General features: G+C 39.0%; 24 protein-coding genes and 1 tRNA gene. 15 read left to right on the forward strand and 10 right to left on the reverse strand.

What is annotated here, in order from left to right; translation table 11 throughout:
* Window positions 1–60: 60 nt before the first annotated feature.
* The 4 genes from T530_RS0102510 to T530_RS0102525 are packed head-to-tail and all read right to left on the reverse strand — an operon-like array spanning window position 61 to window position 4,140.
* Window positions 61–1,290 carry a nitrogen regulation protein NR(II) gene (locus T530_RS0102510; RefSeq protein ID WP_027727658.1) on the reverse strand — a complete coding sequence of 410 codons (1,230 nt, stop codon included), beginning with the start codon at window positions 1,288–1,290 and terminating at the stop codon, window positions 61–63.
* Complete coding sequence (locus tag T530_RS0102515) at window positions 1,275–2,504, reverse strand: hypothetical protein (RefSeq protein ID WP_027727659.1); 1,230 nt, start codon at window positions 2,502–2,504, stop codon at window positions 1,275–1,277. Before T530_RS0102515 ends, T530_RS0102510 begins: the two co-directional genes overlap by 16 nt.
* A complete protein-coding gene (locus tag T530_RS0102520) occupies window positions 2,504–2,986 on the reverse strand; it encodes a CvpA family protein (RefSeq protein WP_027727660.1) in 483 nt (160 codons plus the stop codon). The genes T530_RS0102515 and T530_RS0102520 overlap by 1 nt, the downstream gene beginning before the upstream one ends.
* Window positions 2,983–4,140, reverse strand: a complete 1,158-nt coding sequence (locus T530_RS0102525; protein WP_027727661.1) for a glycosyltransferase — start codon at window positions 4,138–4,140, stop codon at window positions 2,983–2,985. Before T530_RS0102525 ends, T530_RS0102520 begins: the two co-directional genes overlap by 4 nt.
* Before the next feature lie 173 nt (window positions 4,141–4,313).
* Here T530_RS0102525 and T530_RS0102530 point away from each other — a divergent pair, with 173 nt between their 5' ends.
* A complete protein-coding gene (locus tag T530_RS0102530; RefSeq protein WP_027727662.1) occupies window positions 4,314–4,547 on the forward strand; it encodes a hypothetical protein in 234 nt (77 codons plus the stop codon).
* Window positions 4,548–4,607: 60 nt separating this feature from the next.
* On the opposite strand, the gene T530_RS0102535 is transcribed toward T530_RS0102530, so the two are convergent.
* The 4 genes from T530_RS0102535 to T530_RS14575 form a co-directional block, all read right to left on the reverse strand.
* Window positions 4,608–6,644: a TRAP transporter permease gene (locus T530_RS0102535; RefSeq protein ID WP_027727663.1), complete on the reverse strand. Its 2,037-nt coding sequence runs from the start codon at window positions 6,642–6,644 to the stop codon at window positions 4,608–4,610.
* The gene (locus tag T530_RS0102540; RefSeq protein WP_038073297.1) at window positions 6,634–7,140 is read right to left on the reverse strand and encodes a DUF1850 domain-containing protein; all 507 of its coding nucleotides are present in this window, start codon (window positions 7,138–7,140) and stop codon (window positions 6,634–6,636) included. Before T530_RS0102540 ends, T530_RS0102535 begins: the two co-directional genes overlap by 11 nt.
* Before the next feature lie 15 nt (window positions 7,141–7,155).
* A complete protein-coding gene (locus tag T530_RS0102545) occupies window positions 7,156–8,103 on the reverse strand; it encodes a TAXI family TRAP transporter solute-binding subunit (RefSeq protein ID WP_027727665.1) in 948 nt (315 codons plus the stop codon).
* Window positions 8,104–8,335: 232 nt separating this feature from the next.
* Complete coding sequence (locus T530_RS14575; RefSeq protein WP_197018227.1) at window positions 8,336–9,241, reverse strand: ankyrin repeat domain-containing protein; 906 nt, start codon at window positions 9,239–9,241, stop codon at window positions 8,336–8,338.
* 170 nt (window positions 9,242–9,411) lie between these two features.
* On the opposite strand from T530_RS14575, the gene T530_RS0102555 reads away from it, so the two are divergent.
* The 13 genes from T530_RS0102555 (at window position 9,412) to T530_RS0102615 (ending at window position 19,031) form a co-directional block, all read left to right on the forward strand.
* Window positions 9,412–9,484, forward strand: a tRNA-Phe gene (locus T530_RS0102555).
* Between the two features lie 243 nt (window positions 9,485–9,727).
* Window positions 9,728–11,230, forward strand: a complete 1,503-nt coding sequence (locus tag T530_RS0102560; protein WP_027727666.1) for a site-specific integrase — start codon at window positions 9,728–9,730, stop codon at window positions 11,228–11,230.
* Between the two features lie 134 nt (window positions 11,231–11,364).
* Window positions 11,365–11,613, forward strand: a complete 249-nt coding sequence (locus tag T530_RS0102565) for an excisionase family DNA-binding protein (RefSeq protein WP_027727667.1) — start codon at window positions 11,365–11,367, stop codon at window positions 11,611–11,613.
* Window positions 11,597–11,800 carry a hypothetical protein gene (locus T530_RS0102570; protein WP_027727668.1) on the forward strand — a complete coding sequence of 68 codons (204 nt, stop codon included), beginning with the start codon at window positions 11,597–11,599 and terminating at the stop codon, window positions 11,798–11,800. Before T530_RS0102565 ends, T530_RS0102570 begins: the two co-directional genes overlap by 17 nt.
* A 1-nt stretch (window position 11,801) precedes the next feature.
* Window positions 11,802–12,323 carry a hypothetical protein gene (locus T530_RS13335; protein WP_027727669.1) on the forward strand — a complete coding sequence of 174 codons (522 nt, stop codon included), beginning with the start codon at window positions 11,802–11,804 and terminating at the stop codon, window positions 12,321–12,323.
* Window positions 12,323–13,528 carry a phage terminase large subunit gene (locus T530_RS0102580; protein WP_027727670.1) on the forward strand — a complete coding sequence of 402 codons (1,206 nt, stop codon included), beginning with the start codon at window positions 12,323–12,325 and terminating at the stop codon, window positions 13,526–13,528. The genes T530_RS13335 and T530_RS0102580 overlap by 1 nt, the downstream gene beginning before the upstream one ends.
* A 121-nt stretch (window positions 13,529–13,649) precedes the next feature.
* Window positions 13,650–14,834 carry a phage portal protein gene (locus tag T530_RS0102585; RefSeq protein ID WP_027727671.1) on the forward strand — a complete coding sequence of 395 codons (1,185 nt, stop codon included), beginning with the start codon at window positions 13,650–13,652 and terminating at the stop codon, window positions 14,832–14,834.
* Between the two features lie 36 nt (window positions 14,835–14,870).
* The gene (locus T530_RS0102590) at window positions 14,871–15,515 is read left to right on the forward strand and encodes a hypothetical protein (protein ID WP_027727672.1); all 645 of its coding nucleotides are present in this window, start codon (window positions 14,871–14,873) and stop codon (window positions 15,513–15,515) included.
* Window positions 15,512–16,144: an HK97 family phage prohead protease gene (locus T530_RS14580; protein WP_156011495.1), complete on the forward strand. Its 633-nt coding sequence runs from the start codon at window positions 15,512–15,514 to the stop codon at window positions 16,142–16,144. The genes T530_RS0102590 and T530_RS14580 overlap by 4 nt, the downstream gene beginning before the upstream one ends.
* 126 nt (window positions 16,145–16,270) lie before the next feature.
* On the forward strand, window positions 16,271–17,539 hold the full coding sequence (locus T530_RS0102600) for a phage major capsid protein (RefSeq protein ID WP_156011496.1): 1,269 nt from the start codon (window positions 16,271–16,273) through the stop codon (window positions 17,537–17,539).
* A gap of 81 nt (window positions 17,540–17,620) precedes the next feature.
* The gene (locus T530_RS0102605) at window positions 17,621–18,121 is read left to right on the forward strand and encodes a hypothetical protein (protein WP_027727674.1); all 501 of its coding nucleotides are present in this window, start codon (window positions 17,621–17,623) and stop codon (window positions 18,119–18,121) included.
* Window positions 18,121–18,519, forward strand: a complete 399-nt coding sequence (locus T530_RS0102610) for a hypothetical protein (RefSeq protein WP_027727675.1) — start codon at window positions 18,121–18,123, stop codon at window positions 18,517–18,519. Before T530_RS0102605 ends, T530_RS0102610 begins: the two co-directional genes overlap by 1 nt.
* Window positions 18,520–18,530: 11 nt before the next feature.
* Window positions 18,531–19,031, forward strand: a complete 501-nt coding sequence (locus tag T530_RS0102615; protein ID WP_027727676.1) for a hypothetical protein — start codon at window positions 18,531–18,533, stop codon at window positions 19,029–19,031.
* Between the two features lie 17 nt (window positions 19,032–19,048).
* Here the strand turns inward: T530_RS0102615 and T530_RS0102620 are convergent, their stop codons facing one another.
* Together T530_RS0102620 and T530_RS0102625 are read right to left on the reverse strand one after the other, a co-directional pair.
* On the reverse strand, window positions 19,049–19,399 hold the full coding sequence (locus tag T530_RS0102620) for a M48 family metallopeptidase (RefSeq protein ID WP_156011498.1): 351 nt from the start codon (window positions 19,397–19,399) through the stop codon (window positions 19,049–19,051).
* Between the two features lie 71 nt (window positions 19,400–19,470).
* On the reverse strand, window positions 19,471–19,869 hold the full coding sequence (locus T530_RS0102625) for a hypothetical protein (protein WP_027727678.1): 399 nt from the start codon (window positions 19,867–19,869) through the stop codon (window positions 19,471–19,473).
* Between the two features lie 153 nt (window positions 19,870–20,022).
* On the opposite strand from T530_RS0102625, the gene T530_RS0102630 reads away from it, so the two are divergent.
* A complete protein-coding gene (locus T530_RS0102630; RefSeq protein ID WP_027727679.1) occupies window positions 20,023–20,685 on the forward strand; it encodes a hypothetical protein in 663 nt (220 codons plus the stop codon).
* The last annotated feature ends 109 nt before the right edge of the window (window positions 20,686–20,794 follow it).

Below are 20,794 nucleotides of genomic sequence, written 5' to 3' on the forward strand. Positions count from 1 at the left end.
GATGCAGCAATTTTTTAGCTTTACTTACCTGTAAGGCGACCGGTCAGAGCCGCCGGCCTTTTATTTCAAAAGTTTTGTGTTGTCCTGTGGCAGCGGGAATGTAAGGGTAAAGACAGTTCCCCTTCCTTCTTTGGATTCCACCTGAATCTCGCCTGAAAATTCCTTTACGATTTTGTAAACCATTGTCATTCCAAGTCCGGTTCCGTTTGCCTTGGTAGTAAAGTATGGCTCAAAAATACGGCTTACAGTCTGGGAATCCATTCCGATTCCGTTATCACTGATTTTAATTACGTATTTTATGCCGTTTGTATTGCATTCAATCTTAAAAAGTCCCTTAAAGGCTGAATCATCATCAGATTTTCGCTCAATATTGCATTCAGGGAATTTTGATTTTATTGCCGCAAGAGCATTCTGAGAAAGGTTCATTATTACTTCACGCAGAAGTTTTTCATCAACCATAATTCGCTGGCTGGAATTAGAAACAACTTCTACGCCGACATTAAAGCGGTTGAACTCTGCCTTAAAAAAGTCTGCAATGTTTTTTATCAGAACTGCCGGGTCTTTTAACTGCAAAGTGGCATTTACAGGGCGCACGGCAAACAAAAAGTCCATCACAAGACGGTTCAAATGCTCAATTTCTTCGTTTACAACGTCAATGTGGTCTTCTACAAACTTTTTGGCAGGCAATACATCATTATTAGCCCTGGCCTTTTCCAGTGCCTTCTGCACCAGCTGAATGTGAATGGAAATTGCCCCAAGCGGATTTTTAATGTCGTGGGCCATTCCGGCAGCAAGGTTTGTGAGGTTTGCCATGTTTTCCATGCGGTGGGCAAGCACATCCTGATTTTTTTTGTCCGTCACGTCACGAATAAGGATTACCCGGCCGCATAAATCACAGTTTTTAACCAGAGGATTTATCTGAATGTTCAAAAAACGCACGTTTCCGGCTTCATTTACCACAGAAAAGTCTTCTGAAGAGTTGGTTGTACCCTTTTGAGCGCAGTTTTTGATAAAATCTGCAATATCTGCGTCATCTATAAGCTCCCATAAAGGTACTGTGCCGGGATTTGTGTCATCCAGGTGGGCTGAAAAGTTCAGCTGATTTTCTGATACCCTGTTAGACTGCAAAAGTCTGTAATCTTTATCTACAATTATGATTCCAGCCGAAAGAGATTCCATAATAGAATCATAATTTTCAATTTCACTTGCCATATCGCCCAAAAGCGACGCAAGCTGTTCCTTAGAGAACTTATCAATTTTTTGAGTAACTCGTTTTACATAACCGCGCATTTGAAAATATTTCCGCCTCTTGCATTTAATGCCGCAAGGTCACGAAGAAGAATTTCCAGCGCCCCCTGCGGAGTCTGATTATAAAGAGTGATGTTATCCCAGGTATTTCTTAGTAATTTTGTAGTTTCAAAGGCTGCTTCTGCCCCTTCCGGAGTGTTTTTCATCGGACGCTGACGCAGCATAATGTTTTCCAAAAAGATTTTTAACTCTACGCGGGGGTTAAAGTTTCCGCATTTCTTTACAATTTCAGCAATAGAAGGAAGCTGACGGTTCGCAACAGAATCAAAAAGAAGATCTGACTGACCCTTAATGTCCTCCGGCTTTACAGGAAGGAAGGTCAAAAGATACTGGTTTATGCTTCCGCTAAAGCTTTCATTATGGAAAACACGGGTAATTACGTCTTTCTGCTCTGTAACGCTGCGGTCTTTAAAGTTGTATGTTCTTACGCGTGAAAGAATTGTCTGCATGATTGCATTGCGTTTTGAAGTTAAAAGAATAAAAACAACGTCAGCAGGCGGCTCTTCAAGAATTTTCAAGAGGGCGTTACGAACACTGGACTGCATTCTGTCTGCATTTTCTATGATAATTGTCTTTTTGCCCTCTTCACTCTTGATATGAGCCCAGGCTTCCATATTGCGAATCTGACTTACCGGAATTGAATCGTAAAGATAGTCTGTTTCCAGATCCAGGGACTTCTTTTCAAGCCCGTCGCAGATTTTTTCAAGCTCTTCAAAGTCTGGAAGCTCTCGCGGGAAGTCCAGTTTTTCAAGATTTTCGTTAATATCCTGAATTACAGCGCCAATTTTATTAAGGTTTTTATCACCCTGCCACAAAATATCGCTGAAGCGGAGTGTTAGCTTACGGATACTTCTCAAAAAAAGATAGCGGGCCGCATTCAAAAAGGTCGCATTTGAGTTGACAGCATTTAAAAAGGTCTTTTTAGAAGCAGAAATCTCAAGGAAGCAGTCACGTGGTCCCAGTAATAGGATATTTGTACAGGTAAGAGCCTTGTGCTGCAGGCAGGAAGGACATGTACAGTCAAAACGGCGGTTTCCGCTTGCATGACAGGAAAGGATTCTGGCTGTTTCCAAAGCGGCAGTTAACTTTCCGCTGGCTTCCGAGCCTGAAAAGAGAACAGCACCCGGCAGGCGGTTATTTTTAATATCAGAAATTAAATCTTTTGAAACACTCTGATTTACAAGATTTTCGTACATTATACTGCTCCTCCATTTTTTTGAAGAAGTGGCGATGCAAGGACTTCTCCCATAAGATGGGCAAAGAAACTATCGTTAAGAAGATTTCCAATATCCACAAAGGGTTGATTTCTAAGCACAAAAATAATAAGGCATACGATTGCAAAACCTTCTGCAAGGCCGAACAAAAGTCCAAGGCCTCGGTCAAGGCTTTTTAATAGTGTAACCTGGAAGATTTTCTGTAAAATCATTTCGCAGATTTTTACAAGAAGAAAAACCGTAACAAAAACAATTAAAAAACCAAGGATATTGCAGGCAATAGGACTGTTGATTTTTGTAAGAAGAGCCGCAGCAACTTTTTTATAGAAGAAGGCGCCAGCTATAATTCCAAGTACCCAGGCAGCTTTTCCAAAAACTTCAGCCAGAAAGCCCTTACAGAAGGCAACAAGCCCGAAAATCACAATCAAAATGCAGAAAAAATAATCAACCGGCACAAATGTCATTTTGTTTCCTCATATATAATTTCGGCAATTTTCTGCGCAGGCTTTTGCTTTCCGCAAAGTTTTTTCAATTCTTCTTCAAAACCCTGGCGGACAGACTGATCCAGCATTTTTGTAAGTTCTGTCTTCATATTTTCAGAAGTCGCGTCATCTCCAATCAAAACAAGGGCAGAATGATTTTCTTCAAAGAATTTTGCGTTGTCTACCTGGTCACCACGGGTTCCACTTCCGCACAAAGGAATCAAGAGCATCGGCTTATATAAAACGGCCGCTTCCCAGATTGAATTGGCGCCGGCGCGGGAAAGAACTACGTCCGCTGCCGCTACCACATCAGGCATTTCCTGATAGATAAACTGATAAGGCTTGTAAGAGTCGCCGTATTTTTCTTTAAGCTCCCCTTCCCGGTTCTGGTCATTATTCAAAAGACCTGTCTGATGAACCACGGTAAAGCGTTCGCAAAGCCAGTCCAAATTGTCAAATACAAGATTATTTATCTGGCGGGCTCCGGAAGAGCCTCCCAAAACCAGAAGAAGAGGCTTAGCGCTTGACTGGATGCCTAAAAATCGCCTGCCCTGCAGGCCATCAGCTTTATAAAATACCGGGCGAACAGGGTTTCCGCTTACGATTACCCGCTCTTTATCAGCATCAGAAAGTCTGTTTTTGGTCTCTTCATAAGAAACAAACATCTTTTTTGCAGATTTGAAGTTTATTCTGTTGGCAAGACCCAGAGTAAAATCACATTCGTGAGTATAAACCGGAATGTGCAGGAGACGCGCTGCAATGCAAGGAGGCACGCTTACAAATCCACCCTTAGAAAAAAGCACGCAGGGACGGTTCTTTTTAAGAATAAAATATGCCGAAACAAAGCCCGCAAAAATCCTGAATAAATCAGAAAAGTTTTTAAGTGAAAAATAACGGCGCAGTTTGCCCGAAGGAATGCCGTAAAACTTTTCTACAGAAGGCTTTCCGCCCTCTCCTACAGCTGACTGCACAATTTTTTTGTCCATTCCCTTAGAACAGCCAAGCCAGATTATAGAAAGCTCTTTTTGATTATTTTCCGCAATTTTTTTTATTTCATCGGCAACAGCAAGCCCCGGGTAAATATGTCCGCCGGTTCCGCCGCCAGTAAAAGCCACAAGATTTTTATTCAATTTCATACAATATATATTACATTTTATTTTTGAAAATCTAAAGTACCATATTATAATAAAAAAATAGGAAAAATTTAAGAAATATCTTAAATTTAATATTTACAAATCTTAAGATATAATTTATTATAACATGCGGTTATTAGTATAACAAAAAGATATTATATAAAAGGGGGCAGTCTATGACAAAAGAAAAACTTGTATGTGAATCAATCGATAAGGCTCTGGCACAGTGCTTTAATCCAGAAGTATCTAGCGAAGAGTACAACAAGTATCTTTTTAAGATTGAAGGCAAATTTGTAGATCTGGTAAAGAAAAACAAAATGTCTTACAACGAATTTGCCCAGACCGATGATATTCTTATACGCATGAAGAATAAAAAGGTCGAAAGACTCGCAAGATTAGCTTCGAAATAAACCTTATCTCACTTATCTAAAACCTTTCAATCCTCTTTTTTAAACTCACTGATATATTATTTATTTTTTACTATTTCTTCTGCGAATAAACTGAACGCAAATCAAAAGGACAATCATCAGCATTCCAACCAGGTCTGTAAAAGAATGAGATTCTATACAGAGTAAGCCTGCAAACATAAAGCAAAGACGCTCAAGAGCTGACATTGTTTTCTTTACAGATTTTGAAACCTTAAGATTGTTAAAGAAGCCTGTTTTTGTAAAAGCATAGCCTTCAAGGGCAACACTCAAAGCAAACATTCCAACAATTGCAGTAAGGGCAATTCTAAGAATTGAAAGAGTATCAGCGCCAATCATAAGCATTGCAGGATTGTAGATGAACATATAAGGAACGATAAAGGCTCCGATTGCAAGCTTTGTAGCATTTACCGCGGTACGCATAGGCTTGGCCTTGGCTATGGCCGCTCCCGCAATTGCCGCAAGGGCTACAGGAGGCGTAACATCAGCGATGATACCAAAGTAGAAGGCAAACATATGAGCAGGCAAAAGCTGTTCAGGAGTTGGAGCGCTGCCACCGTAAAGACAGTGAACGATTGCAGTTGCAGTAATAGTTGAAGTAATCAGATAGTTTGCAGTTGTTGGGGCACCCATACCAAGGATGATTGAAGAAATCATTGTAAGAAGAAGAGTGATGAAAAGCTTTCCGTGAGCAAGGGCAACAAGGCCGGCACCAAGCTTGAGTCCGAGTCCTGTAAGTGTTACAACACCAATGATGATTCCAGCCATACCACAGGCAATTGCTACACTGATAATACCTCTGGCAGCGGCGCAAAGAACGTCAATAAAGTCATGCAGAGTAAAGCGTGGTTTGGTTCCTTTAGCAACATCAACAAAAGAAGCAACAATTGCAATTATGATAATAGAAAGAATTCCCATAAGAGCCGAATAAGTTGCTGTTTTTCCAGAACAAAGGAAGAAAATGATTACCAGAAGAGGCAAAATCATATATCCGCGGGTCAGGAACAAAGGAAGGAATCTTGGGATTTCGTTCTTTGGAAGGCCTTTTAAGCCGCGTTTATGAGCTTCAAGATGAACCATGATGAAGATTCCGGCAAAATATAGCATGGCAGGAATAATGGCAGCCTTTACAACTGTGATGTAAGGTACCCCTACACTTTCTGCCATAAGGAAGGCGGCGGCTCCCATGATAGGAGGCATAAGCTGACCGCCAGTTGAAGCAGCAGCTTCTACAGCGCCTGCAAATTCTCCGCGGTAGCCAAGTTTTTTCATCATAGGGATTGTAAATGAACCAGAGCCTACAGTATTTGAAACAGAACTTCCGGAAACAGTTCCCAGCAAGGCAGAAGAAAGAACTGCTACTTTTGCAGGACCACCACTTGCGCTGCCCGCAATTGCGTTACAGGCATCAATAAAGAACTGACCGATTCCTGTTTTTTCCAGGAAGGCGCCAAAAAGAATAAAGAGGAAAATAAAGGTAGAACAAGCCCCGATTGGAGTTCCAATAATTCCTTCTGTTGTGTAGTAAAGATGGCTTACAACGCGAGGAAGTTTGTAGCCTCGGTGATTCAAAAATCCCGGAAGATACTTTCCAATAAAAGCGTAAAGGATGAAACAGCCGGCAATAATCATAATAGGAAGACCTACGATTCGGCGGCAGCTTTCAAAAAGGATAATGATACCGATAGCGCCAATTACAATATCAAGCGGTGTATATGCGCCGGCTCTGCGGACAATCTGTTCAAAATTGATGATGTAGTAGCACCAGCAGCCAGCCCCCATAAAGGCAAGTAGTATGTCATACCATGGAAGAGTATTTTTTACCATTTTTTTAGAGGCCGGGAAAAGCAAAAATGCAAGGAACTGAACAAAGGCCAGGTGGGAGGCACGTACAATCTGAGTAGGAATTGTTCCCTTTAAAGTTGCTATAAGCTGGAATCCACAGAAGACAATGGAAATAAGAACCGTGATGTACTGTCGCCAGCACTTATGTTCACGGTAAGCCTGCTCCCTGTCGAGATTCTTCATAAGTTTTTTCATTTCGTCTTCGTTGGTCGTCGGAAGCAAATTCTCAATATCCATCTATAGGACTCCTTGTGGAAATAATTTTTAAAATTGAAAGCCTTTTTACTTCAAAAACAAGGCTTGTCTGAGGTTCAAAAAAATCCTTCAAAAAGAATTCAGTATCGCCAACTGTCACAGAATGCTCTGCAATCACGCCCACTGCCATTACAAGACTGGGAAGTTTTCTGCCCAGGTTTTCTATAATATATCCATCTTCTGTAACGAAGAATTCTGCGCCCTCACTTTCATAAGGCTCAGGAATCCCGGCTCCGTAAGAAACAAAGCGGGTTTTATAAAGCTCAAGCTCCCCAGAATCAAGGATGCGGTAAAAATCATGTACCCGGCCTTTGTTTACGGAATGGGTGTAATTTACAGAAAAGCCGTCTTTCACAGCCTTTACAGTATAAATTCTTTCTGAATGATTCTTTCGGTTTGAAATTGACAGTGCCCTTACCACCGGCAGATTTACTGCCAGAAGAATAAGGGGCACTGTAAAAAACAAAAGTTTTTTCATATAAGGGATTTACCCTTAGTTCAAAACGCCGATTTCTTTAAAGTATTTTGCAGCACCAGGATGGAATGGAACTGAAATTCCAGTTACTGCAGAAGCTGCTGTAACTTCCTTTCCTTTTGCGTGCGCAGCGCCAAGCTCATCAAGGTTTTCAAAAAGAGCCTTAGTCATGGCATAAACAGTGTTTTCATCAAGATTTGCATTTACAGCAAGAGTTGCCTTGATTGCAAGAGCCTGAACATCAACATCAGTTCCCTTGTAAGTTCCAGCAGGAATTACAGTTTTTGTATAGAAACCATATTTAGCGCAGATAGCGTCTGCTTTTTCATTACTTACAGGAATAAGAACAAGACCAGCTGTGAAAGCAAGTTCCTGCAAAGCAGAGTTAGGAACACCGGCAGTTACAAAACAAGCATCCAGAGTTCCGTTCTGAAGACCTTCTGCAGATTCCTTAAATGAAAGGTTGTTCTTTTTGATTTCAGAGAAAGAAATTCCATGAGCGTCAAGAATCTGTTTTGCGTTGAATTCAACACCAGAGCCAGCATCACCTACAGATACACGTTTTCCGCGCAAATCATCAATAGAATCAATTCCGCTGGCAGCAGAAGCAGCAATCTGAACAACTTCAGGATACAAAGTACCAATTGAAGCAAGATTTGCAAGTTTGTTGCCTTCAAACATGTCAGTTCCGTTGTATGCGTAGTCCATTACGTCATTCTGAACTGTTGCAAATTCAGCATCACCTTTAGAAATAAGGCGAAGGTTTTCAGCAGATGCACCGGTAGCCTGAGCAGTTACATTCATGTTTTCAATTTTTGTGTTCCAGATGTTGGCAATAGCGCCGCCAAAAGGATAGTATGTACCTGAAGTACCACCAGTAGCAAGAATGTAATTCTTTTTTTCATTACAACCAGAAAGGGCAATCAATCCTGCCAGAACGGCAGCAAGAACAGAAAGTTTTTTCATGTAGGACCTCTTTTTTTAATCTCTGGAAACACATTATATAATATAATTTTTTTTGTTTCTATTATTCTATGTTATAATTTGACAGGAGAAAAATTTAAAATAAAAGTGCCGGGCAACACTGTAAAAGTCTCCATGTAAGAGTCCGTAACTTACCAGCTAACACTGTGTAAGTTACCAGGTAATACTGTATAAATAAAAAAGACTTCTGATTACTCAGAAGTCTTTTTTATAATTATTCCTTATGGAAAGGTTTTAGTATTTCTGCAATCTTTTCTTTTTTGAAAAGTGTTGCGTACTGGTAGGCACTCATACCCATGCTGTCCTTTACGTCCGGGTCACTGCCGTTTTCTACAAGAAGTTTACAGATTTTTACACGGTCTGCACCAACGGCAAGGACAAGATTTGACTGACCTTCCTTGCTGATTGTGTTCAAATCGGCACCTTTTTTGATAAGGTATTCTGTAAGTTTTTCGTTACCTCGCCATACAGCATCCATAACTGCAGTGTAACCGCGGTCTGTAGAAGATGCGTTAATGTCTGCGCCAAGATTAATGAGACGCTCTGCAAAAGGTTCATTGTCATTACGGATTGCAATGTTCAAAAGAGGAGTTCCAAGATCATCGCGGGCATTAACGTCAATTCCTGCCGCAATAAAGTCTTCAAAAATTTCTTCCTTGTCCTTTGCAATATAAGTTGCGCAGCAGTCTGCTGTAAAAGGAATACCGCGGTCAAGCAGTTTGTTGATTGCAATACGCTTTTTAGTCTTCTGTGCAAAATCTTCAAAATGAGTTTTTGTATATTTTGCAACTTCAGCCGCATCCTTTACTTTCTTTACAAATTCGTCTTTGTAAATTGAATTATTATAAACAAAATCAGAATCTGTATAGACTTCAACCTTTTCTGCGCATAGATTACCGGCAACAGTTCCCACAATAAATGCCTGTTCGCCGCTTAAATCTTTATTGCCGCCTTTGTAAATAAAGCAGGCAGCAATCTCTTTGTAATCACTTTTTAATTTCTGTAAATTTTCAATGCTGTAGCCAGGATTTAAGAATACAAAATCCTCGTCACACTCTCTAAGCACTGAACCAAGCTCATCAAAACTGTCTGTCGAATCAGAAATCAATAACCACTTCATATTCATTAATTGTAATGGTGGTCTGTGATTTTTTCAAATGAATTATTTAAAATAATATTAATATTTGTTATTTTTGTAAAAAATTACAAAATATTTTTAAAAATATTTAAAAATAGCCTTTTGACCTATTGACGCAAATCATCGTTTTGTATAATATATAAAACATCAACGCCGCAGTAGCTCAGTTGGTAGAGCGCCGGACTGAAAATCCGTATGTCGTTGGTTCGATTCCAACCTGTGGCACGCAAAGCTTCTGGTCATCCAGAAGCTTTTTTTTTGTTTAAATATATATGTTATATAGATTTAGGCTGAAATAGTTTATATGAATTAATCTGCTGAAATAATACCTCTTTATGATTAATTTGGATTGTTTCCCAGATGGATATTCAATCGACACAAAAATCGACACAAGAATCGTAATGTGATTCTGATGGTCTTTTTGTGTGGTTACAAGTCATTAACGACTTTTTTATCCTGGGGGACTTTATGAAACCATTTTATCTTACAAAGAATCCGCAAGGTTATTACCGCGCAGTTTTTTACAGTCAGGAAAACGGCACTTTTTCCTGTTCGAAAAGTACGCACTCTAAGGACAAAACCGAAGCTCTTCTTATTGCTGCAGAATGGTACAAGAACGGAACTCCTGAAGGTTATATTAACAGTCGTAAATCTCCCGATTCCAACAAGTCTAATTCCGGCTTAAATCTTTCAAACATTGTAAACCGTCTTACGCTTGAAGAAGCAACTCTTTTAACTTCGCTCATTTCCCAGAAATTTGGTATTACTACAAGTCTCCCTCAAAATCCTGTAATTGTTTCAACTCCTGTCATTGTTCCGGCACAGACTGTTGCGCCGGGGGTTTCACCTACTCCTGTAGTGGCACCTGTTGCAGAAAGTGCTGAAACGCCTAAGAAGAAATTCATTGTTCACAAGAAAAACAAACTTGTTACATCTGGTATGATTCCGGAGGAAATGGCTCAAAAAGTTTATGAGCCACTGAATCCTGAATGCACTATGAATCTTTGTGAGTTCCTTCGTAATTTCTGGACACCTTCAAAGTCGGAGTATATTCAGAATAAGCGGGCTCATAAAAAGTCGATTGGTGACTATCACTGTAAGGAAATGGCAAACATGGTGAACCGTTACTGGCTGCCATACTTTGGTGATGAGTTCACTGTTGGACAATTGACTGAACAGTACCTTGAAGATTTTCTTCAGGAACTTGCTGAGTTCCGTCATCTTAAAGGTGCGACTATTAACCACGCCAGAACTTGTGGAGCAACGGCTCTTAAGTGGCTTAAGAATAAGGGACTCATCAGATCTAATCCTATGGCAAACGTTGAAGCATTCAGTAAATCTGACTCTGTTCCTCGCGGTATTCCTGATGAAAAGGAAATCCGTGCGCTTTATGAACTGGACTGGGATTCTGAGGTTATGTACCTGGCATTTAATCTGTCTGCTTTCAGTGGTCTTCGCCCTGGTGAGATAAGCGGTCTTCAGCTTTGCGATATTGATGCCCAGAAGGATATTATTACTATCCGCCACAGCTGGCACAGAACAGGCTTCTTGAAATCTACAAAGACAAACCTTATCCGTAAGGTGCCGGTTGCACACAAGATTATTCTGCGTTTGATTAGTCTTGCAAAGTCTAGTCCGGTTGCTTCTGAAAACTCATTTGTATTCTGGTCTAAGGCTAATGACTATAAGCCTTTCCTTCCACAGTATTATGATGATGGTTTCTTTGAGGCTCTTCACAGAATCGGCGTAAGCGAACAGGAACGACGAGAAAGAAACATTGACTTTTACAGTCTGCGTCACTTCTGTGCTACATACCTTGCAAATATGACTGATATGCGTAATGTTCAGGCTGTTCTTGGTCATACAACGCCAGCTATGACACAGCATTATGCAAACCATATGACTGATGAGCACTTTAATGCTATCCGTGAGATATTCGAACAGAGCCGTATTTCTATTATTGCGGCTTAATGTCTCCCAAAGGTTAGTAAATATTTCCTAAAGGTTGGACTTTTTTTCCTAAAGGTTAGACTTTTTCTCCCAAAGGTTATCCTCGTTTGGCTTTAATATAACTCCCGAAAACGAAAAGTTACGGGAGTTTTTTTATGGGCGAAGAAACAGCAGCAGCAAGATTTAATTCAAACATTATGAATATGGATATGGCAGCGGCTTATCTTACTATCAGCAAAGCGACACTTTATATGCTTGTTAAGGCGAAGATGATTCCTTATGCACCTGTAGGAAAGCGGATTTTGTTCCGCCGGGATGATTTATACAATTGGGTTGGAAGCAAGGTTGTTGACCCGGTTTATAACATTTTAGGAGATGAAGAAGAAGATGAATTGCCAGATTAATGAGGAAGTAGCAGACGAAATCAGAGATATGTATCTGGATTTTATGAACAAGGATGAGTTTGGTGAGTTTTGGGTAAAACTTACAGTAAATCTTGGTGTACCAGTAAAAATGACAGAAAGCAAGCGGAGAAATATAACCCGCTATAAATCGGAGAAGATAATTCAAAAGAAACAGGAGGGGAAATAATTTGGGAGGACAAGTTGCTGACTTACCAACCGGCAATCTTGGTGAACACGCAGAGCCTAAATGCTGGGAGACTCGGTTACCAGAAGAGAGTCCGAAGGCATTTAAGGCTTTCTGCCTGTTCAGGAACATGGGCTACAAAAGAAGTATCAAGGCTTGTCTTGAACTGAACGACGTAGACCCAAAAAAGTACGGCTCTTGGAGTCGTTATGCTCGTCTTTTTAACTGGAAAGAAAGAGCTGCTAAATACGATGAGTATGTAGCAAAAGAAATTGAGAAAGAACTTATTGCAGAGCGTGTTGAAAGAAAGCGGCGCCAGATGGAAATGCTGAATGATTTTGATGGACTTGTTGCCAAGCGCATTAAGACATTGAATCCTGATGATTTGGATGCTGACGGTGCTATGGATTTACTTGAACGTTCTGCAAAGCTTGATTCATTCATTACGGGAGCTGATAAAGAAGCAGCAAAACCTGTACAGAATGAACTTGCTATCAGCTTTGTAGACAGCTTTAAGGGAGTTTGATGGCTGAACTTTTTACACCTACTGAGGTACAGAAAAAGGCTCTTGAACTTCTGAAAAGTTCTGCAAAGCACGTTCTTTTATTTGGGGGAAGCCGTTCGGGAAAAACTACTGTTCTTGTAATGGCTTTGATATACAGGGCTGTTGCCTACCCGGGCAGTCGTCATCTTATCTGTCGATATCGTGCGAAAGATGCCAGAAGCTCTGTATTACACGAGACTTTGATACCCTGGCTCAATAAGACAATCGGAGCCAAGCGGTACAAAGCCAATGTACACGACGGTTTGATTACCTTGTGGAACAAATCTGAAATATGGATTGGAGGACTTGGAGACCGGGAACAGGTAGACAAGATTCTTGGTCACGAATATGTAACGATTTACTTTAATGAAGTGAGTCAGATTTCTTATTCTGCTATTACTACTGCTTATAGCCGTCTGGCTATGAAAGTAAAAGGATGCAAGAATAAGTTTTTTTACGACTGCAACCCGTGTTCGCCTATGCATTGGGCTTACAAAGTGTTCATCAGAAAGATTGAGCCTCGTACTGATGAAAAACTGAACAAGCCTGAATTGTACGCCAGTGCAATTCTGAATCCGATGGATAATGCCGCGAACCTGGACGAGGACTACATTTCTGACATTCTGGATAATATGCCGGAAAAACAGAAAGCCAGGTTCCGAGACGGACTGTGGGTTAAGCCGGAAGGAAGCGTTTACGAAAGATTCGACGAAGAAATGATTCTTGATGAACTTCCTAAAAAATTTGACAGAATCACTGGCGGGCAGGATTTTGGCCTGCACATCGCTGCAGTGAAAATCGGGTGGATTGGTGAATGTGTTTATGTTATCGCCGATTATGGTGGATTCAACATTACGACAAGAACGAGCGTTGAGAATCAGACCGCCAATGGCTGGTACAAGGAAAGTTTTGTAACTTACTGCGACCCTGCCGGAGGTGAACGTATTCAGGAAGTGCCCGGAGGAGTTAAAGCCAACAACAGCGTGGATGCTGGAATCGATTATATTTGTGCAAAGATGGAGCGTAAGCAGTTCTTTGTCTACAGAAAATGTACAGGTGTCTTAGGTGAAATCTGGGATTACATGAGGGACGAGAACAATCAGATTGTGAAAGTAAATGACCATTATATGGACGCTATGCGTTATGCAATCTTCAGCGCCGTAACAAGTGGCATTGTAATGGCCTAAATTCGTAGATATGTATAGTAAAAACGAAAAAAATGTTTGAAAAAGTAAAAAATATTTTTTGAAACATTGCCGGATTTACCCATATCGCGACCATATTATATATAGAAATTGAGAGGCACAAATGCTTAAACCTTTCTTTTCGCTCGGGAAAAAACAGACTTCAAAAAAACTAAGCAGTTTTTCTGAAGCTTGCGGAAATGATGATTTTTCTACCCGGGAAAAAAAGACCTGCTCTGACCCTTACTTACAGCATGCGTGGGTTTCGGTCTGCATAGACATTCTGACAAGAAATGTTGCAAGAGCAGAATATGAAGTTAGTAAAAACGGGAAAGTTTTGAATGACCATCCGGTTTCAAAACTCTTCCGCTATCCGAACAGCCAGCTGAGCCGTTTTGATTTGTGGAAACAGACTTGTGCATGGTGGAGTTTAGACGGTGAAGCCTTCTGGTGGTTTGGAGATGACTACAGTTGCGGAGTTCCGAAAGAATTGTTCATTCTTAATCCGCGAAGAATGCAGCATGTAGTTGAAAACGGCAAAGTTATTAAGTGGGTCTACACTGATGAACATAGTGGAAGGCCAACAATAATTCTGCCTGATGAAATTATTCATTTTAAGGACTGGAATCCCTGGAATGAATACAGAGGCGTTAGTCCTCTTGTTAGTCTGGGTCTTGAAGTTGAACAGGATTTGCTTGCAGCAAGACAGAACACGGGATTATTAAAAGAAGGAGGTGTACCGAAGGGGCTTTTGAAAACTGACCAGGTACTTACTGAAAACGAAGCAGAAATGCTTGCGCGAACCTGGGATAAAAAATATGGACACGGTATGAAAAACCGTGTGGCTGTATTAGGAAAAGGTACAGAATATCAACCGCTGACATTCAGCCCGGATGTGCTGAAACTCTACGATATGAAAAAATGGAACTTGTACACGATACTTGCCAAGTATGGGATTCCACCCCGTATTGCAAATATTCAGGATTCCAAAAGTTCATTGAGTGGAACTGATACTGACAGTCAGCAGAGAGCATTCTGGAACTTTACACTGATACCGTTACTGAAGAATTTTGAACAGATTCTGGAAGTACAATTTTATAGAAGGTTTAATTTAGAGTTTACCGGCTCGTTCAATCTTGAGATGATACCGGAGTTGCAGGAAAGCGAAGATGCACAGAGCAACCGTGACATAGCAGAGATTAATGCAGGCCTGAAAACAATAAATGATGTACTTCGTTCCAGAGGTGAAAAGGAAAAACCATGGGGCGATAAATGGTACAGACAATCTTCTCTAGTTTGCGAAAACTGACAAAAAAATTTATCTAAAAACAAAAGGAAAAAAACTGTGATTAAAAAAATTATAGTCGCCTGTTGCGACGAAGAAGTGAGAGAAATCGTCCTTAATGGATTGGAGAACTATAAGGGCAATCAGCAGGTCCTGGTTTGTAAAACAGACGCAGAACTTTATGAAATGATTAAATACGAACCTAACGTAGCAATCATATTTGACAAGTTTTTTCTTGGCTATGTAATTACTTACCAGCTATTACGTTTAAAAGCTATTAACAGTTCAATCAACACCTACTTCGTAGAAAAAGGAGAAGGTTCACTATATTTTGGACTGAGAGTTTATGAGCTTGGAACGGGAGGTTTTATTCCAGACATTGAGAATAAAGAAGTATTTAAGCAGTTTGCATCAAAGATTTCTGCCGGACTAAAACAGTACCCGGATGAAATTCTGGATACAATCAGCGACGGCGACTATATTTTTGACAAAAAGTGTTTTACCGAAGTTACCGCCAAAGAAATGGAAATCGGAATGTATATGGGTATGGGAAAGTCACAGAAGGAAATCAGCTTCCTGACAGGAATGTCACCAAAAGCTGTTTCTTTACATACCTACAGATTGAAACGCAAAATCGGCTACAAAATGCCGACCGATTACGAAAAGCTGAACCGACAGTGCTTCAAGAATATGATTAAGGGGTGAACTTGCTAGTAAAAGTTGACGGTGTGGAAAACAAGGAACTTTCGAACAAGTTTTGTTTTTACAAGTTCCTTAAGGAAAACACAAAAGGCGGAGTTATTACTCCGCAGATTGAAGTTTTCAAAAGCATAGACGTACAAAAGGACAATTACCATTGGGTAATGAGCACTTTTGATACCGACCGTGATTTTGAGAAAGTAGATCCAAACGGCTGGAACCTCAAAAACTATTTGAATAACCCGGTCGTTTTGTGGAGCCATGATTATTCAATACCACCAATCGGCTATGCAAAAAACTTAGAGACAAAAACAATACTGGAGGGAGATGTAGTTTTTAATGATAAGGAATACGACGAGTTTGGCTGGAGTATAGGACAGAGAGTAAAAGCCGGTGTACTTAGATGTGGTTCTGTCGGATTCATAGCCAAAGAAGTCGAGTTCCTTGAAAACAAAGATAAGGACTGTGATTTGATTTTCAGACAGCAGGAATTATTGGAGTTTTCTATCTGTTGTGTACCGGCAAATCCATTTGCCATTACACAGCCGCAAAAGAAGCTTCAGATAGAGAGAGTTATTCAGGATGAAGAGCTTTCTTATTTTGAAAAGCTTAAGCTGGGCTTGGCACGAGCTTAGAAGTGCAAAAAAAATGCGGAAAACCTAAATGTGGGAGGTTTTCCGCTTAGGGAATAAACAAGACAAAATAGAAAGGAGCTTGCCTTGTCTGAATTAATTATAAACTTGCAGCACCAAATTGACAACATGAAAAAACAGTTGCCAACAGCTGCCGCAACAGAACAAGATTTCAAAAATTACTTTGCAGAACGCGACAACATTCTTGAAGGAATGCTTAAAGCTGTAAGCGAAGAAAGAAACGTAACAACTACAGAATTGCAGGATATGAAAGATGCAATCAAAGAATTCAGAAGCCTTATGAAAAACCAGGCTACAAATATGACACAGCTTACAATGAGAGACATTAAAGTTAATCTTGGTAAAGCATTGTATGCTGCCTGGAACAAAGACCATAGAACTCTTGGCGAATTGCAATTCACACCAAACTTGCGTAATGAAAAATGGAACAATCCGAAAGACTTCACCTGGAATGCAGAAAAAGGATTTGTTCCTACAAAGTCAGTTCTTGGCGAGCCTCTTGGAAATATGGCAACCAATGACCAGTATCTTATCAATCCGATGTACGAAACTGCCATTATGGAAGAAGCCGCAGAAAAGTCTGTAATGATGAATCTTGTTACACACCGCCTTATGACATCACCAAGCATTTACCTGAATGAACGTGATAAAGGCGGAATTGAACTAAAATGGCTTACATCTTACGGACAGAAAATTGAAGCAACAAAATCAAATGTTCCTACAAGAGTTGAGCTCAAAGCTTATACTCTGGCTGGTTATGTTTCTTGGTTTGATGAATTCAGCGATGATACCTACTACGAAATTGGAGACCTTTTCATCAAAGATATGACAGAAGCCTATGCCATTGAATTTGACCGTCAGTGTCTTATTGCAGATGATGATCCTTTTACAGGTGCAATTAATGCAGCAAAAGCACAGGTACACACAATCAAATCTACAGATGAAAGTAAACTTACATACCTGGATTTCCGCGCTGCAGAATTGAAAATCCCTGCAGAAGAAAGAAGAAACTGTAAATGGTTTATGAATGAAACTGTTTTGAACCATGTTGCTAACATCCAGGATGCAAACGGTAACCCAATCTGGCGAAAGCCGGGAGACGGAATGCCTTCAAGAATTGACGGCTACGAAGTTATTGAAAGTCGTCTTCTTCCACAGCTTTCTGAACTTAAGGCTGATACTCCAATTGCAATCTTTATGAATCCAAAACGAATTATCCACGGCGACAGAAAAGGAATTGAAATTAAACGTTTTGATGACACAACTGAAAGTCTTGAATATGGCGAACAGTTTATGCGTTTCCGAAAACGTGACGGATTCTTAGTAACTCGTGAACAGGCGAATATTGAGATTTTGAAGACTGCAAAGAGTGCTTAAGGGGCTCTAAAAAAAAGGTTCCTTTTTTTTGGATGTTTCTGGGGGCTGGAAACAGCCCCCTACTTTGAAGGGAGAAATTGATTGAAACTTTTTACTTTTGAACAGCTGAGTCAGATTTTGGAATTAAGAGACACAGACAGAATGATTGATGAAATGATTTTTGATTCTGCTTATGCCTTTATTGAAAAATATACTGGGCTTTGTTTCGAAGAAAAGAACTATCAGGAATTGCAGACTGTCCGGGATTCTAAGGTGTTTTTGAAGCAGCCTTTTATTACAGAGGTTGCTGATATTACAGATATGAATACAAAAGTAAAAGTTGATTATTGTGTTGTTGACCATAAACCTTCTGTTATTCATTTGCTTACTTCTAAATGTGATGCTCACGTTTTATTTATAAATTACAATGCCGGATTTACTGCAGAAACTTTTCCGGCTGAACTTAAAGAAGCAATAATCAAGTTATTCATCATTAAGAAGAATGACTTTTTGAATAAATTGGGAAATCAGGAAAATGAGGATTTCGTTTTGCCTGATGATATTAAATCTGTATGCAATATATATAGAAGGAAATCGCTCTAATGCAGACCTTTGAATCGATATTCAACAAATTACAAGAACTGTTCATTGAGTGCCTTCCTGAATATATACGCAAAATAAATGAAGCTCATAATGATGGAATTATCCTTAAAGCTTTTGAAAACAAGAACCTTTTGGATAACTGTAATAAAGTGCCGTCTTTTCTGTTCTGTATGGAAGAAGCCAATTATGAAGAAAAAGACAGAATCCTTGAAAACACGGTATTTGAAGTAAGTTTCAAGCTTACGTTACAGCCTCATAATGGGAACAAGCTTATTGAGTTCTGGCGTTACGTTGAAGCTGTTTCAAAAATGCTTAATGAAGCTGAAGCGGATGCCTGGAACTCGATTACTTTAGGAAAAGAAAAACAAAACACAATCTACTTAAGAATTGTGGCATAGGAGAAATTAAAATGAATTACGATAAGAAACTTGCAAGACTTGTAAAAGATGTTAATAACCCAAAGAACTATAAAAAGATTCTTGATCTTCTTGGTAAAGCTTACCAGGCTGAATACCAGTTTAAGGACTTCAGCAAGAAAGATATTGATTACATCTGTGGTGAAATTCTTGGCTTTTATGATGCTGTAAAAACTTCTGCTGATGAAAAGAGAATGATTAACTGGTACAACAAGTGCTACTTTATTGTGAGTGATAAAAACTGTGTACTGTTTGAAACTATGTCTTTAAGAACTGCCGTTGAATTTTACATCCGGGGAACTGTAATGCTGCTTGCGACTAAAGTAAAAAATGCATTTAGTCTGGACAAGTTTGTTTTTGCTGAAAACATTGAAAATTGTATGTATTTAATTCGTGGTGCTGGTAAGACTGCTCGTTTTTGTAATGTTGAATGGCATCAGCTGGATGATTTGAAGTCTGCGGGATATGAAGAAGTTTTGAAAGAAAGCTATTAATAGATGTTTACTTATTTCTAAAATATTACTTCATCATCATTCATATCTTTTAATTCTGTTTTATTTCTTACCTCGAATGGAAAGCCGTTATACCCCGGATACTCTACGGGGGTCTGCTGGACTTTTTTTTCGAGGGGCTCATCTATTCCTCCTAATTCTTTAAGAACCACATCTGCGTAATTTTTCCATTGTGGCATAGGCAATAATGATTTTGCAAGTTTTACTTCTTTTATTGCATTTTCAGTATCTTTAAGAGCTTGATAAGTTTCCCCCAATCTTAAATGTACCATGCCATCATAGGGGTATTTTTTTAGTAAATCATTAAAATAGACCGTATCCTGTTCTTCGATTGAAAATTTTTTTGCCATATCAGCTCTTTTCATAATATCACGAAAATTACTCATTATTACCTCGAATAAATATCATAAATTATTCTTACTTAGTTTATTGGTATTACAAAATCATTTTTTCCATCAAGACTCCATTGGACCTGAAAAGCAACACCATCAATTTGGTCTAACATAATAAAATTAAAAGAATTACGTGTTGGATATAATGTATAACGCCCAACTTTTCTTTCTAATTCACACGTGGTTGTAATGTCTAGTAAACTCAATGGACTTTCATGACGATGTTCTTCGCCATCAATGGAAAATTGTACACACCAGATTTTCCCAGTCATAGTATCTAATTTTAGATAAACCCAGGTGTTAACAGTTGGAAATAAACGATAACGGGCATTAGGATTTTGAGAGTAATATGGTAATGGGTCATTTGCAAAAAGATGGGAAAAACAAAGTATAAATAACACTAGAAAAATTGATAACCTTTTTTTCATAAAGAAATCTCCTAAAAGTAATTATAAGTGCTTTTTTGTATTAATCCAAATAAAATTATTTCAAGTGTATTTGTTGATAATGATGTTAAAGTAACTTATACTGTAACGATTTGAATTATTCAAATGGACGGCTTGGGGATATAAGGAGTTTTTATGTTTAAATTTGTAAATGCTAAAACTGTAAAGCCGTACAAAAATTACTGTTCTGATATTCTTAACCAATTAAAGAATATTCTGCAAAACAAATACGGCATTGATTGTGATTTTTATCTGATAGGAAGCGGAGCAAAAAACCTTGTAACACAAAATGAACAAGAGTCGTATGACTTAGATTACAATTGTGTTATTTATTCTATCCCAGGGAATAACAGTCTAAATTCAACAGAATCTTTGAAATGGTTAAAAGATACAATACGAATTGAATTAAATACACTTCTTGGTGATTCATTTTTTAGAGATGCACAAGATTCAAAATCTGTTTTGACAGCCAGATTATTCTTTAAAAATGACCCAAATAAAATTGAGTTTAGTTTTGATGTTGCTATATTAGCCAAGAATAAAAATGGAAATTATTGTAGGTTAATCCACGAAAAGGCTTTCAATATAAGTAGATTCTATTGGAATGAGGTACCTTCTTCACACTATGTATGTGAAAAAGCTGAAGCATTAAAAAATGAGGGCTATTGGCAGAATGTCAGAGAAAAATACATTCAATTAAAGAATATGTATCTGGAACGTAACGACTATGACCATCCATCTTTTATAGTTTATGTTGAAGCAATCAATCATTGTTATCAAAAATATATACAAAACTAATTTAAGCTATAGAAACAGATAACTTTTTCTCCCAAAAGTTAGCAGTTATTTCCCAAAGGTTGGACTTTTTCTCCTAAAGGTTAGACTTTTTCTCCCAAAGGTTAATAGG

This window comes from Treponema sp. C6A8 (assembly GCF_000619925.1).
Lineage (GTDB): Bacteria > Spirochaetota > Spirochaetia > Treponematales > Treponemataceae > Treponema_D.

Excerpts from the sequence above, each read along its gene's own strand:
- T530_RS0102510 (WP_027727658.1), bottom strand. The coding sequence starts at position 1,290 with ATGCGCGGTTATGTAAAACGAGTTACTCAAAAAATTGATAAGTTCTCT.
- T530_RS0102515 (WP_027727659.1), bottom strand. The coding sequence starts at position 2,504 with ATGTACGAAAATCTTGTAAATCAGAGTGTTTCAAAAGATTTAATTTCT.
- T530_RS0102520 (WP_027727660.1), bottom strand. The coding sequence starts at position 2,986 with ATGACATTTGTGCCGGTTGATTATTTTTTCTGCATTTTGATTGTGATT.
- T530_RS0102525 (WP_027727661.1), bottom strand. The coding sequence starts at position 4,140 with ATGAAATTGAATAAAAATCTTGTGGCTTTTACTGGCGGCGGAACCGGC.
- T530_RS0102530 (WP_027727662.1), top strand. The coding sequence starts at position 4,314 with ATGACAAAAGAAAAACTTGTATGTGAATCAATCGATAAGGCTCTGGCA.
- T530_RS0102535 (WP_027727663.1), bottom strand. The coding sequence starts at position 6,644 with ATGGATATTGAGAATTTGCTTCCGACGACCAACGAAGACGAAATGAAA.
- T530_RS0102540 (WP_038073297.1), bottom strand. The coding sequence starts at position 7,140 with ATGAAAAAACTTTTGTTTTTTACAGTGCCCCTTATTCTTCTGGCAGTA.
- T530_RS0102545 (WP_027727665.1), bottom strand. The coding sequence starts at position 8,103 with ATGAAAAAACTTTCTGTTCTTGCTGCCGTTCTGGCAGGATTGATTGCC.
- T530_RS14575 (WP_197018227.1), bottom strand. The coding sequence starts at position 9,241 with ATGAAGTGGTTATTGATTTCTGATTCGACAGACAGTTTTGATGAGCTT.
- T530_RS0102560 (WP_027727666.1), top strand. The coding sequence starts at position 9,728 with ATGAAACCATTTTATCTTACAAAGAATCCGCAAGGTTATTACCGCGCA.
- T530_RS0102565 (WP_027727667.1), top strand. The coding sequence starts at position 11,365 with ATGGGCGAAGAAACAGCAGCAGCAAGATTTAATTCAAACATTATGAAT.
- T530_RS0102570 (WP_027727668.1), top strand. The coding sequence starts at position 11,597 with ATGAATTGCCAGATTAATGAGGAAGTAGCAGACGAAATCAGAGATATG.
- T530_RS0102580 (WP_027727670.1), top strand. The coding sequence starts at position 12,323 with ATGGCTGAACTTTTTACACCTACTGAGGTACAGAAAAAGGCTCTTGAA.
- T530_RS0102585 (WP_027727671.1), top strand. The coding sequence starts at position 13,650 with ATGCTTAAACCTTTCTTTTCGCTCGGGAAAAAACAGACTTCAAAAAAA.
- T530_RS0102600 (WP_156011496.1), top strand. The coding sequence starts at position 16,271 with ATGAAAAAACAGTTGCCAACAGCTGCCGCAACAGAACAAGATTTCAAA.
- T530_RS0102610 (WP_027727675.1), top strand. The coding sequence starts at position 18,121 with ATGCAGACCTTTGAATCGATATTCAACAAATTACAAGAACTGTTCATT.
- T530_RS0102615 (WP_027727676.1), top strand. The coding sequence starts at position 18,531 with ATGAATTACGATAAGAAACTTGCAAGACTTGTAAAAGATGTTAATAAC.
- T530_RS0102620 (WP_156011498.1), bottom strand. The coding sequence starts at position 19,399 with ATGGCAAAAAAATTTTCAATCGAAGAACAGGATACGGTCTATTTTAAT.
- T530_RS0102625 (WP_027727678.1), bottom strand. The coding sequence starts at position 19,869 with ATGAAAAAAAGGTTATCAATTTTTCTAGTGTTATTTATACTTTGTTTT.
- T530_RS0102630 (WP_027727679.1), top strand. The coding sequence starts at position 20,023 with ATGTTTAAATTTGTAAATGCTAAAACTGTAAAGCCGTACAAAAATTAC.